Source organism: Cellulomonas soli, assembly GCF_052036975.1.
Classification (GTDB): Bacteria; Actinomycetota; Actinomycetes; order Actinomycetales; family Cellulomonadaceae; genus Cellulomonas; species Cellulomonas soli_A.
The window spans coordinates 17,367-30,726 of record NZ_JBQIAR010000013.1 but is presented as its reverse complement, the minus strand read 5'-3'; the positions used below and the strand labels follow the sequence as shown (position 1 = coordinate 30,726).

Annotated in this window: 14 protein-coding genes; 13 read left to right on the top strand and 1 reads right to left on the bottom strand. The window is 72.5% G+C overall.

Features of this window, described 5'->3' with window-relative positions:
* Window positions 1-5 precede the first annotated feature (5 nt).
* The 5 genes from ACTHAM_RS13520 (at window position 6) to whiG (ending at window position 5,233) form a co-directional block, all read left to right on the top strand.
* On the top strand, window positions 6-362 hold the full coding sequence (locus ACTHAM_RS13520; RefSeq protein WP_440688308.1) for a YraN family protein: 357 nt from the start codon (window positions 6-8) through the stop codon (window positions 360-362).
* Window positions 363-1,886 (top strand): YifB family Mg chelatase-like AAA ATPase, encoded by a 1,524-nt coding sequence (locus ACTHAM_RS13515; RefSeq protein WP_440688305.1) that lies wholly within the window; start codon window positions 363-365, stop codon window positions 1,884-1,886.
* Window positions 1,883-3,079: a DNA-processing protein DprA gene (gene dprA / locus ACTHAM_RS13510; RefSeq protein ID WP_440688303.1), complete on the top strand. Its 1,197-nt coding sequence runs from the start codon at window positions 1,883-1,885 to the stop codon at window positions 3,077-3,079. The genes ACTHAM_RS13515 and dprA overlap by 4 nt, the downstream gene beginning before the upstream one ends.
* Window positions 3,080-3,389: 310 nt before the next feature.
* On the top strand, window positions 3,390-4,322 hold the full coding sequence (locus ACTHAM_RS13505; RefSeq protein WP_440688301.1) for a tyrosine recombinase XerC: 933 nt from the start codon (window positions 3,390-3,392) through the stop codon (window positions 4,320-4,322).
* A gap of 20 nt (window positions 4,323-4,342) precedes the next feature.
* Window positions 4,343-5,233, top strand: a complete 891-nt coding sequence (gene whiG, locus ACTHAM_RS13500; protein ID WP_440688299.1) for an RNA polymerase sigma factor WhiG — start codon at window positions 4,343-4,345, stop codon at window positions 5,231-5,233.
* Between the two features lie 18 nt (window positions 5,234-5,251).
* On the opposite strand, the gene ACTHAM_RS13495 is transcribed toward whiG, so the two are convergent.
* Window positions 5,252-5,878 (bottom strand): murein hydrolase activator EnvC family protein, encoded by a 627-nt coding sequence (locus ACTHAM_RS13495; protein WP_440688297.1) that lies wholly within the window; start codon window positions 5,876-5,878, stop codon window positions 5,252-5,254.
* A gap of 385 nt (window positions 5,879-6,263) precedes the next feature.
* On the opposite strand from ACTHAM_RS13495, the gene rpsB reads away from it, so the two are divergent.
* From rpsB to dxr, 8 genes are all read left to right on the top strand, one after another.
* Complete coding sequence (rpsB, locus tag ACTHAM_RS13490) at window positions 6,264-7,178, top strand: 30S ribosomal protein S2 (protein WP_440688295.1); 915 nt, start codon at window positions 6,264-6,266, stop codon at window positions 7,176-7,178.
* A gap of 43 nt (window positions 7,179-7,221) precedes the next feature.
* The gene (gene tsf, locus ACTHAM_RS13485) at window positions 7,222-8,067 is read left to right on the top strand and encodes a translation elongation factor Ts (protein WP_440688293.1); all 846 of its coding nucleotides are present in this window, start codon (window positions 7,222-7,224) and stop codon (window positions 8,065-8,067) included.
* 174 nt (window positions 8,068-8,241) lie between these two features.
* Window positions 8,242-8,979: a UMP kinase gene (gene pyrH, locus ACTHAM_RS13480; protein ID WP_440688291.1), complete on the top strand. Its 738-nt coding sequence runs from the start codon at window positions 8,242-8,244 to the stop codon at window positions 8,977-8,979.
* 62 nt (window positions 8,980-9,041) lie between these two features.
* Complete coding sequence (gene frr, locus ACTHAM_RS13475) at window positions 9,042-9,599, top strand: ribosome recycling factor (protein WP_440688289.1); 558 nt, start codon at window positions 9,042-9,044, stop codon at window positions 9,597-9,599.
* On the top strand, window positions 9,599-10,441 hold the full coding sequence (locus ACTHAM_RS13470) for a phosphatidate cytidylyltransferase (protein ID WP_440688287.1): 843 nt from the start codon (window positions 9,599-9,601) through the stop codon (window positions 10,439-10,441). The genes frr and ACTHAM_RS13470 overlap by 1 nt, the downstream gene beginning before the upstream one ends.
* Before the next feature lie 17 nt (window positions 10,442-10,458).
* Window positions 10,459-11,586, top strand: a complete 1,128-nt coding sequence (rlmN, locus tag ACTHAM_RS13465) for a 23S rRNA (adenine(2503)-C(2))-methyltransferase RlmN (RefSeq protein WP_440688285.1) — start codon at window positions 10,459-10,461, stop codon at window positions 11,584-11,586.
* The gene (locus ACTHAM_RS13460) at window positions 11,583-12,137 is read left to right on the top strand and encodes a DivIVA domain-containing protein (protein ID WP_440688283.1); all 555 of its coding nucleotides are present in this window, start codon (window positions 11,583-11,585) and stop codon (window positions 12,135-12,137) included. Before rlmN ends, ACTHAM_RS13460 begins: the two co-directional genes overlap by 4 nt.
* 46 nt (window positions 12,138-12,183) lie before the next feature.
* On the top strand, window positions 12,184-13,359 hold the full coding sequence (gene dxr, locus ACTHAM_RS13455) for a 1-deoxy-D-xylulose-5-phosphate reductoisomerase (protein WP_440688281.1): 1,176 nt from the start codon (window positions 12,184-12,186) through the stop codon (window positions 13,357-13,359).
* Window position 13,360 lies beyond the last annotated feature (1 nt).

The following is a 13,360-nucleotide window of genomic DNA, read 5'->3' as shown; positions in this document are numbered from 1 at the left end:
GTCCGGTGCGCGCGACGGATGCGGTCGGCAGGTATGGGGAGGACGTCGCTGCGGCGCACGTGCTCCGAGCAGGGTGGCAGGTGCTCGACAGGAACTGGCGGTGCCGCGACGGTGAGCTCGACCTGGTCGGGCTCGACGGCGACGAGCTGGTGGCGGTCGAGGTCAAGACCCGGCGCTCGACCTCGTTCGGGCACCCCGCGGAGGCGGTGACCCAGCGCAAGCTCGCCCGCGTGCGCAGGCTCGCCGCCCGGTGGCTGACCGAGCACGAGGTGCACCCGGCGTCGGTGCGGGTGGACGTCATCGCGGTGCTCGTGCCTCGTCAGGGTGCCGCGCTGGTGGACCACCTCGTGGGGGTGGTCTGAGTGGTGCTCGGCCGCACGCTGGCCGTGGCACTGGTGGGCCTGACCGGGCACGTGGTGGACGTCGAGGCGCACCTGGCGCCCTCGTTGCCGGCCTTCACGCTGGTGGGTCTGCCGGACACCTCGCTCGCGGAGTCCCGCGACCGGGTCCGTGCCGCCGTGACGTCCTCCGGCCTGGCCTGGCCCAACCGGCGCATCACGGTCAACCTCTCGCCCGCCACGCTGCCCAAGTCGGGTTCCGTGTTCGACGTGGCGATCGCGGTCGCCACCCTCGCAGGCGCGGGTGTCGTCCCGGTCGAGGCCGTGGCCGAGGTCGTGCACCTGGGTGAGCTGGGCCTGGATGGCCGCTTGCGTCCCGTGCGCGGCGTGCTGCCCGCCGTGGCCGCCGCGGTCGCTGCCGGCCGCCCACGCGTGGTGGTGCCCAGCGCCAACCTCGCCGAGGCCCAGCTGGTCCCTGGGGCGCAGGTGCGCGGGGCCGACTGCCTGGCAGAGGTCGTGGCCCACTACGGCGCCGACGTCGAGGTCCCCGCGCCGTCGATGGCCCGCGGCGCGGTTGCCGTGGTCCCCGCCGGTGCGCACCCGCTGGACCTTGCGGACGTGGTCGGGCAAGCCGATGCGCGGCGCTCGCTCGAGGTGGCGGCAGCGGGCGGCCACCACCTGCTCATGGTCGGCCCTCCCGGGGCGGGCAAGACCATGCTGGCCGCCCGGTTGCCGGGGCTCCTGCCTGACCTCGACGAGCGCGAGGCGGTCGAGGTGACGGCCGTCCACTCGGTGGCGGGCACCTTCGACCCCCAGCAGGGACTGCTACGACGCCCGCCCTTCGAGGACCCCCACCACACCGCGACACCGGCGAGCATCGTGGGCGGAGGTTCCGGGCTGCCACGCCCGGGCGCCGCGTCGCGCGCGCACCGAGGGGTCCTGTTCCTGGACGAGGCCCCCGAGTTCACGACGGCGGTCCTGCAGACGTTGCGGCAGCCGCTCGAGCACGGAGAGCTCGTGCTGCACCGGGCGGCCGGCACCGCGCGGTATCCGGCACGGTTCCAGCTGGTCATGGCGGCCAACCCGTGCCCATGCGGCCGGGCGTGGGGCAAGGGCCTGGACTGCACGTGCCGGTCCGAGCAGCGGCGCCGGTACTTCGGCAAGCTGTCAGGTCCGCTGCTCGACCGCGTCGACCTGCAGGTCGAGCTCGCCCCGGCGCGTGCCGGGGACGTCCCGGGCGAGAGCACCGTGACGGTCGCCGCCCGCGTGGCCCGGGCGCGGGCGGCGCAGGGTGCCCGTCTGGCCGGGACCGGTTGGCGGACGAACGCCGAGGTGCCCGGTGGGTGGCTGCGGCAGCGGCTCGGGGGTGGCCGGGCGCTGCTGGCGGACCTCGACCGGGCGATCGATCGCGGAACCCTGAGCCTACGAGGGGTCGACCGGGTGCTGCGTGTGGCGTGGACCCTGGCGGATCTCGACGGGGACGACGCCCCCGGTCGGGGGCATGTGGGCCAGGCGCTGCTGATGCGCACGCGGGGTCAGGGCGCATGAGTGCGGTGATGGAGGAGCGCGCGGCGCGAGCGGCCTGGAGTGCGCTGGTCGAGCCAGGAGACCCCGTGGCCGGCGCCCTGGTCACCGCGCTCGGCGCCGGTCCCGCACTGGACTGGGTGCGTCGGTGGGTCCGCGAACCCGGCTCGTTCGCGGCGCAGGGGTGGCTGGAGCTGGAGGAGCAGCGCGGCGAGGTCGAACCGACCGGACGACAGCAGGTCGGCCGTGCACTCGACCGGTGGGCCCCCCGGCTGGCCCGCACCACGGACGACGCCCTGACAGGTGCGCTCGACCTGGCTCCTCGGGTCGGTGCCAGGGTCGTGGTTCCCGGCGACCCGGAGTGGCCTTCCGGCCTGGAGGCGCTGGGACCGTCGGCGCCGCTGTGCCTGTGGGTGCGCGGTGCGGTGCCGGACCTGTCGCGTTCGGTCGCGGTGGTGGGGGCGCGAGCCTCCACCTCGTACGGCGAGCGGGTCGCCTTCGACCTGGCGGACGGGATCGCCCGTCGTGGCGGGTGCGTCGTCTCGGGTGGCGCGTACGGCATCGACGCGAGCGCGCACCGCGGGGCGTTGTCGGTCGGCGGACGGACCCTGGTCGTGCTCGCCGGTGGCGTGGACCGCTCGTACCCGGCGGGGAACGCTCGCCTGGTCGAGCGCACCGTGGTCGACGGGGGCGCAGTCGTGGCCGAGGTGCCACCGGGCGCGGTGCCGACCAAGAGCCGCTTCCTGCAGCGCAACCGGCTGATCGCCGCCATGGCTGCTGCCACGGTCGTCGTCGAGGCGGCCTGGCGTTCGGGTGCGCTCAGCACGGCGCACCACGCCGCGCGGTTGCTGCGGCCGGTGGGCGCCGTCCCCGGGCCGGTGACCTCGGTCGCCTCGGCGGGGACGCACCGTCTGCTGCGTGAGGGCGTGGCTGTGTGCGTGACCGACGCGGCCGAGGTCATGGAGCTGGCAGGCATGCTCGGGAGCGACCTGGCGCCCGCCCCGGTCGAGCGCGTGCGACCTGGTGAGGCGCGCGACCCCGTGGCTCGGGCCGTCCTGGACTCTCTGTCCGTACGCGCGGGTCGCACGGTCGAGGACCTGGCGGCGTCGGCCGGCGTGTCCGTGACCCAGACCCGCGGCGCGTTGGGCCTGCTCGAGCTCGACGGTCTCGCCGCGCGGACAGCCGGCCGGTGGCGCCGGGCGCCGCGACGTTCCTGAGGGCGGCGTGCCCGGGGCGTGGCGGTCCTCGGACCGCGGTCGCCCCGGCGCCGCCGTGCTCTCGGGCCGGTGTGCCGAGCGCCCGGATTCCGAGGTGAGCGGCTCGCGGGGAACGCCGCACCCGAGCCCTTCCCGGGGGACAAGGGCACTCGGAAGTGCGTACCTGAGTCCGGCAGCGGGTGAAATCCGTCACTCGTGACAGTGGGTGTGACTCGAGAAACGGACATTGTCGTCGCATTCCCCCTCGTGTTCTCACCCTGTACGGCGGGCCTACCTTGTCCGTCCGTGTGTTTCCCGTCACCGTGGTCACGTGCACCCGCCGCAGCCCACAGGAAGCCCCCAGGAGCGCTCGCTCCTGGTTGCTGACTTCGCGCTGCACCTGCGCGCGCAACGGGGCCTGTCGGAGCACACCGTGCGGGCGTACGTGGGCGATGTCGAGCAGATGCTGGGCTACGCCGCCCGGCACGGGCAGGCCACGCTCGAGGCAGTCGACCTGGCCGCGCTGCGTGGGTGGCTCGCATCCATGGCTGCTGCTCAGCGCAGCCGATCGACCCTGGCACGCCGTGGCGCCGCGGTGCGCACCTTCTTCGAGTGGGCGGCACGCACGGGTCGGGTCCCGAGCGATCCCGCCGCGCGTCTGGCCAGCGCGCGTCCGGGTGTCAGCCTCCCGACCGTCCTGGGTGTCGAACCGGTCGGCGAGCTGCTCGACGCCGCCCGTGCTCGCGCGCAGGACGAGGACCCGATCCATCTGCGCGACTGGGCCGCGCTCGAGCTGCTGTACGCCTCGGGGGTTCGTGTGGGGGAGGCGTGCGGTGCCGACGTCGACGACGTCGACCTGGCCGAGCGCACCGTCCGGGTCGTCGGCAAGGGAGACAAGGAGCGGGTCGTGCCGTTCGGGCGACCCGCGGCCGAGGCGCTGCGTCAGTGGATCGAGCGTGGCCGTCCCAGGCTGGTTCGTGCCCAGACGCCCGCCGCGTTGTTCCTCGGTCGACGCGGCGGCCGGGTCGACCAGCGCCAGCTCCGGGAGGCCGTGCACCAGGTGGCGGCTCTCGCCGGCGTCACGGACCTGGCGCCGCACGCCCTGCGGCACACGGCCGCCACGCACCTGCTGGAGCACGGGTCCGACCTGCGCTCCGTCCAAGAGTTCCTGGGTCACGCGAGCCTCGCGACGACCCAGCGCTACACCCACGTGTCCGCGGAGCGCCTGCGCTCCGCCTTCGAGCTCGCGCACCCGCGGGCTTGAGCCGAGAACTGGAGCAGACCATGACCGAACACACCGACGTGCTCGAGGCGCGCGCGCGGTTGGCCGGCTCTGCGCCTGACGGCGTGATCCCCTCGCAGCGGGTGGTCGTGCCGCTCGATCACGCGGAGGTCGCCCAGGACGAGCTGGTCGCCGAGGTGATCCGCCTGTGGTCGGTGTTCAAGTCGCAGGGGTGCGCGCTCTCACGCGAGCGGCTCATCCTGCACTACGCCCCGCTCGTCTCGGCGGTGGCCGGCCGGGTGGGCATGCGGCTGCCGAACACGGTCGAGCAGGCCGACCTGGTCTCGTACGGCATGTTCGGCCTGATCGACGCGATCGAGAAGTACGAGACCGACCGCGCCGTGAAGTTCGAGTCGTACGCGTCCTCGCGTATCCGTGGTGCGATCATCGACGAGCTCCGATCCATCGACTGGGTGCCGCGGTCCGTCCGGACGAAGGCGCGTGCCGTGGACCGTGCGTACGCCGAGCTCGAGGGCGAGCTGCACCGCGTGCCCAGCGAGCGGGAGGTCGCCGACCGGCTCGAGATGGGTGTGGAGGATCTGCGGGCCATCTTCACGCAGCTCTCGACGGTCAACGTCGCTGCGCTCGACGAGCTGCTGGGCGGCGGGGACGACCGTCCCGGTGCGGTGTCCCTGGGGGAGACCCTCAGTGACGACCGGGTCGTCGACCCTGCCGGGTCGCTCGAGGCTCAGGAGACCAAGTACCTGCTCGCCCGTGCGATCGAGCAGCTCGGCGAGCGTGAGCGCATCGTCGTGGTCCTCTACTACTACGAGGGCATGACCTTGGCGGAGATCGGCCGCGTCCTCGGCGTCACCGAGTCGCGCATCTCCCAGATGCACACGGCGGCCATGGCGCGCCTGCGGGCCCGGTTGCTGGAGGCCGAGCGCGTCTGACCGACGCGCGGTACCGGCTCACGGCAGCAGCACCACGGGCCCCTGGTCGCCCAGCAATGACAGCGGATCCAGGTACTGCGTGCCCCGCCGCACACCCCAGTGCAGGCACGTCGTGGGCGCGCAGTGCGTGCCCGAACCTGCTGGTGCGGGGTCCGTGCCGATCGCGTCGAGGGTGGCCACGGTGGCGCCTCGTGTGACCCGTTGCCCGACGGAGACCAGCGGGTCGACGGGCTCGAGGCTGGATCGCAGGCCGTCGCCGTGGGTCACGGTGACCACGCCCCGTCCGGCTACCTGGCCGGCGAACGAGATCACGCCGTCGGCCGGGGCCAGGACCTCGTCGCCGGGTGCAGCAGCCAGGTCGACGCCTCGGTGCCCGGCCGCCCAGACCTCGGCCGGACGGTCGAACGGGTGCGCGACCCGTGGTTCGCCGTCGAGCGGAGCGGTGTACGTGCCGTGCGCGGACCTCGACGCACCGGCGTCCGGTGCGTCGGCCTGGGCCCGGCCTGGTCCCGGTGCGCCGAGCACGAGCGAGATCCCCGCGACCAGGATGCAGGCTCCGGCCCGGAGCGGGCCGATGCGTGGCGCGGGCCGATCAGGGGCGCTCGGGGCGCCGTGGCCGGGGTCAGGGGTGCGCGGGTGCGGCATCCGCTCAGGCTCGCACCGGGTCTGCCGTCAGGCGGCTCTCGTGCCGACCTCCAGGGTCGCCGGTCCGTGCCGTCGGGCTGTGGGCGTCTCGCGCACGGGGCGGTTCGAGGTCACGTCTGGGGTCCGCTAGACTCCTGGTGCGACCGGTCCGTGCCGGTCGACTTCGCGCGCCATCCACCCGGACGGTCGCCCGGCCCGGCCTCGTCGGGCTCGGTTCCGCCCGGGGTCGGCTGCGGCATCGGTCCGGGTCCGCCCGGGGACGCCGCCGACATGGTGCCAGGGGTGCCGACCACAGTGCCGGTGCCGACAACCGAGACGCGAGCCCGTCCGACGGGTTCGCACGACTGAGCGTGCGCCCCGTGGGCGGACGCCGGAAGGACGTGCCATGGCCGTCGTGACCATGCGCCAGCTGCTCGAGAGCGGTGTCCACTTCGGGCACCAGACCCGCCGCTGGAACCCCAAGATGAAGCGCTTCATCTTCACCGAGCGCAACGGCATCTACATCGTCGACCTGCAGCAGTCGCTGTCCTACATCGACCGCGCGTACGACTTCGTCAGCCAGACGATCGCCCACGGCGGCAGCATCCTGTTCGTCGGCACCAAGAAGCAGGCGCAGGAGGCCGTCGCCGAGCAGGCTGCCCGCGTCGGCATGCCCTACGTCAACCAGCGCTGGCTCGGTGGCATGCTCACCAACTTCGCCACCGTGAACAAGCGTCTGCAGCGCCTCAAGGAGCTCGAGCAGATCGACTTCGACGACGTCGCGGGGAGCGCCTTCACCAAGAAGGAGTTGCTCATCATGCGTCGCGAGAAGGACAAGCTCGCCAAGACGCTCGGTGGCATCCGTGACATGGCCAAGGTCCCCTCGGCCGTGTGGATCGTCGACACCAACAAGGAGCACCTGGCCGTCGACGAGGCGCGCAAGCTGGGTATCCCGGTCGTCGCGATCCTCGACACGAACTGCGACCCGGACGTCGTCGACTACCCGATCCCGGGCAACGACGACGCGATCCGCGCCGTGCACCTGCTCACCCGCGTGATCGCCGACGCGGCTGCCGACGGCCTGCTCAAGCGCCACTCGGGTCGTACCGCGGCCGCCGAGGGTGCCGAGGCCGAGGCCGAGCCGCTGGCCGAGTGGGAGCGCGAGCTGCTCGCCGGTGCCGAGGCCGAGCTGCAGGCCGCTCCCGCTGCCGAGGCCGCGCCGGCCGAGGTCGCCGAGGAGGCCGCTGCTCCCGCCGAGGCCGCTCCGGTCGCCGAGGCCGCTGTCGAGACCCCGGCCGAGGGCGACGCCGCGTCCGAGTGACGCGCCCGCTCATCGCACCCACCACGACTAAGGACGGACACTGATGGCGAACTACTCGCTGGCAGACATCAAGGCGCTGCGCGAGAAGACCGGTGCGGGCATGCTCGACGTCAAGAAGGCGCTCGAGGAGGCCGAGGGCGACGCCGACAAGGCGCTCGAGATCATCCGCGTGAAGGGCCTCAAGGGCGTCGGCAAGCGTGAGGGCCGCTCGGCCTCCGACGGCCTGGTCGCCGCGCACGTCGGCCCCACCGCCGACGGCGAGGGCCAGACCGGCGTGCTGGTCGAGGTCAACTCCGAGACCGACTTCGTCGCGAAGAACGCCTCGTTCATCGCCCTGGCGGACAAGGTGCTCTCCGTCGCGGTCGGCTCGGCCGCCCGTGACGCGGACGCCCTCCTCGCCGAGGACGTCGACGGCAAGTCGCTGCAGAGCTTCGTCGACGAGAACGCTGCGACGCTCGGCGAGAAGATCGTGGTGCGTCGCCTGGCCCGTGTGGCCGGCGAGCACGTCGAGGTCTACCTGCACAAGGTCAACAAGGACCTGCCCCCGCAGGTCGGCGTCCTCGTGGCGACGGACTCGGCCGCCGCCGGTGTGGCGCGCGACATCGCGACCCACATCGCGGCGTACTCGCCGACGTTCCTCACGCGCGAGGAGGTCCCGGCCGAGACGGTCGAGTCCGAGCGTCACATCGCCGAGGAGACGGCGCGCAACGAGGGCAAGCCCGAGGCTGCGCTGCCGAAGATCATCGAGGGTCGCCTCAACGGGTACTTCAAGGAGAACGTCCTGCTCGAGCAGGCGTTCGCCAAGGACCCCAAGAAGACGGTCGGCCAGGTCCTCACGGAGGCCGGCGGCACGGTGACCGGTTTCGTGCGCTACCGCGTGGGAGCCTGATCATCAGTCTGTGATCGGTGGCCCCGACCCGTTCGGGTCGGGGCCACCGGTGCACCGGGGGTCTTCCGGTGCCGTCCAGCGCAGCACCGCACGACCCTGCACGACCAGCTCCAGAGGGCCGCCCCACCGGCGGACCCGCTCCACCAGCAGCACCGATCGGATCGTGGAGGACCCGTGACCGAGGACCTGACCGCTGAGACCGCACCCCGTCGACGCGTCCTGCTCAAGCTCTCGGGCGAGTCGTTCGGCGGCGGGGACATCGGTCTGGCGCCCGATGTGGTTCGACGCATCGCCGCCGAGATCGCCGTGGCGGTGCGGGGCGGCGTCGAGGTCGCGATCGTCGTGGGTGGCGGCAACTTCTTCCGCGGCGCCGAGCTGGCCCAGAACGGTATGGACCGTGCCCGGGCCGACTACATGGGCATGCTCGGCACGGTCATGAACTGCCTGGCCCTGCAGGACTTCCTGGAGCAGGCGGGCGTGAGCACCCGCGTCCAGACCGCGATCACCATGGGTCAGGTTGCCGAGCCGTACATCCCGTTGCGGGCGATCCGCCACCTGGAGAAGGGCCGCGTGGTCATCTTCGGTGCGGGTGCCGGCATGCCGTTCTTCTCCACGGACACCGTCTCGGTGCAGCGCGCGCTCGAGACGCACTGCCAGGAGGTCCTCATGGGCAAGAACGGTGTCGACGCCGTCTACTCGGCCGACCCCCGCACCGACCCGACCGCGACGCGGTTGGAGCACCTGACCTACACCGACGCGCTCGTCAACGACCTCGCCGTCATGGACGCCACGGCCCTGAGCCTGTGCCGCGACAACGACGTGGTGATGCGCGTGTTCGGCCTGGAGGAGCACGGGAACGTCACGCGCGCCCTGCAGGGTGAGAAGATCGGCACCCTGGTCACCGCGGACTGACCTGCGGCCACTCCGCGCACCCCTCGCACCACCCCCCTGCACGCACGCACGAAGGAGCTCCGGTGATCGACGAGACCCTCCTCGAGGCCGAGGAGAAGATGGACAAGGCGATCGAGGTCGCCAAGGACGACTTCGCGACGATCCGCACGGGCCGTGCGAACGCCGCGATGTTCTCCAAGGTGTTCGTCGACTACTACGGCAGCCCGACCCCGCTGCAGCAGCTGGCGTCGTTCAACGTGACCGAGGCACGCACCGTGCTGATCTCGCCGTTCGACAAGTCCGCGTCGGCGGCGATCGAGAAGGCGCTGCGTGACTCCGACCTGGGGGTCAACCCGACCAACGACGGCAACGTCATCCGGGTGGTGCTTCCTGCACTGACCGAGGAGCGTCGTCGGGACTTCGTCAAGCTCGCCAAGGCCAAGGCGGAGGACGCCCGCATCGCGGTGCGCAGCGTGCGCCGCAAGGCCAAGGAGGAGCTCGACCGCATCGTCAAGGACGGCGAGGCCGGCGAGGACGAGGTCCAGCGGGCGGAGAAGGAGCTCGAGGGTCTGACGAAGAAGCACGTCGACCTCATCGACCACCTGCTCACGTCCAAGGAGCACGAGCTGCTCGAGGTCTGATGACGGAGCACGCCGTCGCCGCCCCCCGCACCCCGCGCTCGGGCCGCGACCTGCCTGTCGCGATCCTCGTCGGCGTCGGGCTGCTGGTGGCCGTCGTCGCCAGCCTGTTCATCCGCAAGGAGGCGTTCGCGGTCGTCGCGGTCGTCGCCGTCTGCGCGGCGATGTGGGAGCTGGCGCAGGCGTTCACCCGCCGCGCGATCCACCTGCCGTTGCTGCCGTTGCTCGTCGGTTCCGTCGGCATCATGGTCTCGGCGTACACCTCGGGCGCCGAGGCGTTGTTCGTGGCGTTCACGCTGACCGTCGGCGGTGTCGTGGTCTGGCGTGCCCTGGACGGGCACGGCCTGGCTGCGCTGCGGGACGCGTCGGCCGCCACGTTCGCCGCGGCGTACCTGCCGTTCCTCGGCGGGTTCGTCATGCTGATGCTGGCCGAGCCGGACGGCCCGGCGCGGGTCATGCTCTTCGTGCTGCTGCCGGTGGCCAGCGACACGGGTGGTTACGCGGTCGGGGCCCTGCTGGGCCGTCACCCCCTGGCGCCGACGGTGAGCCCGAAGAAGACCTACGAGGGTCTGGTGGGATCGATCGTGCTGGCCAGCGTGGTCGGTGTGGTCGGCGTGCAGGTCGCGTTCGAGGGCGACCCGCTGGTGGGCCTGTTCCTGGGCCTGGCGACGGTCGTCACCGCGACGCTCGGCGACCTGGCCGAGTCGTTGCTCAAGCGCGACCTCGAGCTGAAGGACATGGGCACCCTGCTGCCCGGTCACGGCGGTCTGCTCGACCGCCTGGACTCCCTGCTGCTGACGGCCCCCGCCGTGTACGTGATCCTGGCAGTGCTGCTGCCCGCCTGACCCGAGAGGGGGCACCCGTGACCGGGACGCCCGTCCGACTGGACATGTCCGCGCCGACCCGTGGTGCCCGTGGCAAGCCGCCGCGGCACTTCGTCGACCTGACGCCCGAGCAGCGGGTCGAGGCGGTGACGGCGCTGGGTGAGAAGCCGTTCCGGGCCAAGCAGCTCGCGACGCACTACTTCGCGCACCTGACCTCGGACCCGTCCGAGATGACGGACCTGCCCGCGGCCAGCCGGGAGCGGATCGGCGACGACCTGTTCCCGCAGCTGCTGACGCCGGTGCGCACGTTGACCGCCGACGGCGGCACCACCGTGAAGACACTGTGGCACCTGTTCGACGGCGTGAAGGTCGAGTCGGTGCTCATGCGGTACGCGAACCGGTCGACGTTGTGCGTGTCCAGCCAGGTCGGCTGCGGCATGGCGTGCCCGTTCTGCGCGACGGGTCAGCTGGGCCTGACCCGCAACCTGTCGACGGCCGAGATCGTCGAGCAGGTCCGGGCGGCCGCACGGTCGCTGGCCGACGGGGAGATCCCCGGTGGTCCTGGCCGCCTGTCGAACGTGGTGTTCATGGGCATGGGTGAGCCGATGGCCAACTACAAGGCGGTCATCGAGACGGTGCGTCGCCTGGTCGCCCCGGCCCCGGACGGTTTCGGCATGTCGGCCCGTAACGTGACGGTCTCGACCGTCGGCCTGGTCCCGGCGATCGACAAGCTGGCGGCCGAGGGCATCCCGGTGACCTTGGCCCTCTCGCTGCACGCACCGGACGACGAGCTGCGCGGCGAGCTGGTGCCGATCAACACCCGGTGGGACGTCGACGAGGCGCTCGACGCGGCGCACCGGTACTTCGAGACGACCGGCCGGCGGGTGTCGATCGAGTACGCCCTGATCAAGGACATCAACGACCACGCCTGGCGGGCGGACCTGCTCGGCGAGAAGCTCAACGCCCGTGGGCGTGGCTGGGTGCACTGCAACCCGATCCCGCTCAACCCGACTCCGGGTTCGAAGTGGACGGCGAGCGATCCGCAGGTGGAGCGCGAGTTCGTGGCACGCTTGCGGGCGCACGGCATCCCGACGACCATCCGCGACACGCGTGGTTCGGACATCGACGGGGCGTGCGGTCAGCTGGCAGCGGAGGAGGACGCGTGAGCGACGGGATGTTCCGGACCGTGTCGGGTCTGCGGTCCGGGTACGACCCGGACGAGGTCGACGAGTTCTTCGAGCATGCCCGGTTGCTGTACGAGCAGGGGGTGCCGGGGACGGTCTCGGGCAAGGACGTGCGCGATGTCGCGTTCGACCTGGTGCGACGTGGCTACGTGACCTCGGCCGTCGACGCGGCGCTGGACCGGCTCGAGGCGGCGTTCGTCGCCCGGGAGCGGGCGGAGTTCGTCGCCGAGCACGGTCAGCAGGCGTGGATGGACAGGCTCGGGGAGCGGGCCCGGACGCTGTACGGACGTCTGTCGCGACCCGACGGCGACCGGTTCGCGCCGCCGGAGGGCCGTCACGTGGGGTACGAGCCGGCCGACGTGGACGAGGTGTGCCACCGTCTGGTGGCGTTCTTCGACCAGGGGGCGCCGCTGACGGCTGCCGAGGTGCGTGCGGCGACGTTCCGTCGGCGCAAGGGCGCCGATGCGTACGGTCAGCACGCGGTCGACGCGTTCATGGGCCGCGCCGTCGAGGTCCTGCTCGGCGTGGAGTGATCGCGGGCGGTGCCGGTGCGCGCCGCTGGTCCGCGATGATGGTCCGGTGAGTGCACGCAGCGTCATCCTGCTCGGGTCGACCGGGTCCATCGGGACCCAGGCGGTCGACGTCATCTCCCGCAATCGTGAACGGTTCACGGTTCGTGGGCTCAGCGCCGGCGGCGGTGACCTGGGTCTGCTGGCTCGACAGGCGGCCGCGCTGCAGGTCGAGATGGTGGCCGTCGCCGACCCGGGTGCGGCTCCGGCACTGCGTGACGCTCTGGAGCGGGCGGGTGTGCGGCCGGACGTCGAGGTCCTGGTGGGCCCGTCGGCAGCCACGGAGCTGGCCGGTGCGGGCGCCGACGTGGTGCTCAACGGCATCACGGGCTCGGTCGGTCTGGGGCCGACGGTGGCGGCCTTGCGCGCGGGGAGCACGCTCGCGCTCGCCAACAAGGAGTCGCTGGTGGTCGGCGGACCGCTGGTGCACGCGGCGCGCGTGCGGGCCGACCAGATCGTGCCGGTGGACTCCGAGCACTCGGCCATCGCCCAGTGCCTGCGCGGGGGTGCGCGCGCCGAGGTGCGGCGTCTGGTGCTGACCGCGTCGGGTGGCCCGTTCCGCGGCTGGACTCACGACGAGGTGAAGTCGGTCACCCCGCAGCAGGCGCTCGCGCACCCGACGTGGTCGATGGGGCCGGTGGTGACCGTCAACTCCTCGACGTTGATGAACAAGGGTCTGGAGCTGATCGAGGCGCACCTGCTGTTCGACGTGCCGGTCGAGGACATCACGGTCGTGGTGCACCCGCAGTCGGTGGTGCACTCGATGGTCGAGTTCGTCGACGGGTCGACGATCGCGCAGGCCTCGCCGCCCGACATGCGGCTGCCGATCGCACTGGGGCTGTCCTGGCCGGAGCGCGTGGCGGAGGCTGCATCCGCCTGCGACTGGACGCAGGCGGCGACGTGGACGTTCGCGCCGTTGGACGAGGAGGTCTTCGGCGCGGTGCGTCTGGCCAGGGAGGCCGTCGCGGCGTCGGCGACGCACCCGGCGGTGTACAACGCCGCGAACGAGGAGTGCGTCGCGGCGTTCCTGGCGGGTCGGATCGGGTTCCTCGACATCGTCTCGACGGTCGAGCGGGTGCTCGGGGAGCACGGCGGGACGGCCCGGGGCGGGCTGGGCCTGGCGGACGTGCTGGAGGCCGAGACGTGGGCGCGTGCCCGCGCGCAGGAGATCCTGGCGCGTCGCTGAC

Bases quoted from the DNA above. Each gene is read 5' to 3' on its own strand.
- dprA (WP_440688303.1), top strand. From the start codon at position 1,883: ATGAGTGCGGTGATGGAGGAGCGCGCGGCGCGAGCGGCCTGGAGTGCG.
- ACTHAM_RS13495 (WP_440688297.1), bottom strand. From the start codon at position 5,878: ATGCCGCACCCGCGCACCCCTGACCCCGGCCACGGCGCCCCGAGCGCC.
- rpsB (WP_440688295.1), top strand. From the start codon at position 6,264: ATGGCCGTCGTGACCATGCGCCAGCTGCTCGAGAGCGGTGTCCACTTC.
- whiG (WP_440688299.1), top strand. From the start codon at position 4,343: ATGACCGAACACACCGACGTGCTCGAGGCGCGCGCGCGGTTGGCCGGC.
- ACTHAM_RS13470 (WP_440688287.1), top strand. From the start codon at position 9,599: ATGACGGAGCACGCCGTCGCCGCCCCCCGCACCCCGCGCTCGGGCCGC.
- tsf (WP_440688293.1), top strand. From the start codon at position 7,222: ATGGCGAACTACTCGCTGGCAGACATCAAGGCGCTGCGCGAGAAGACC.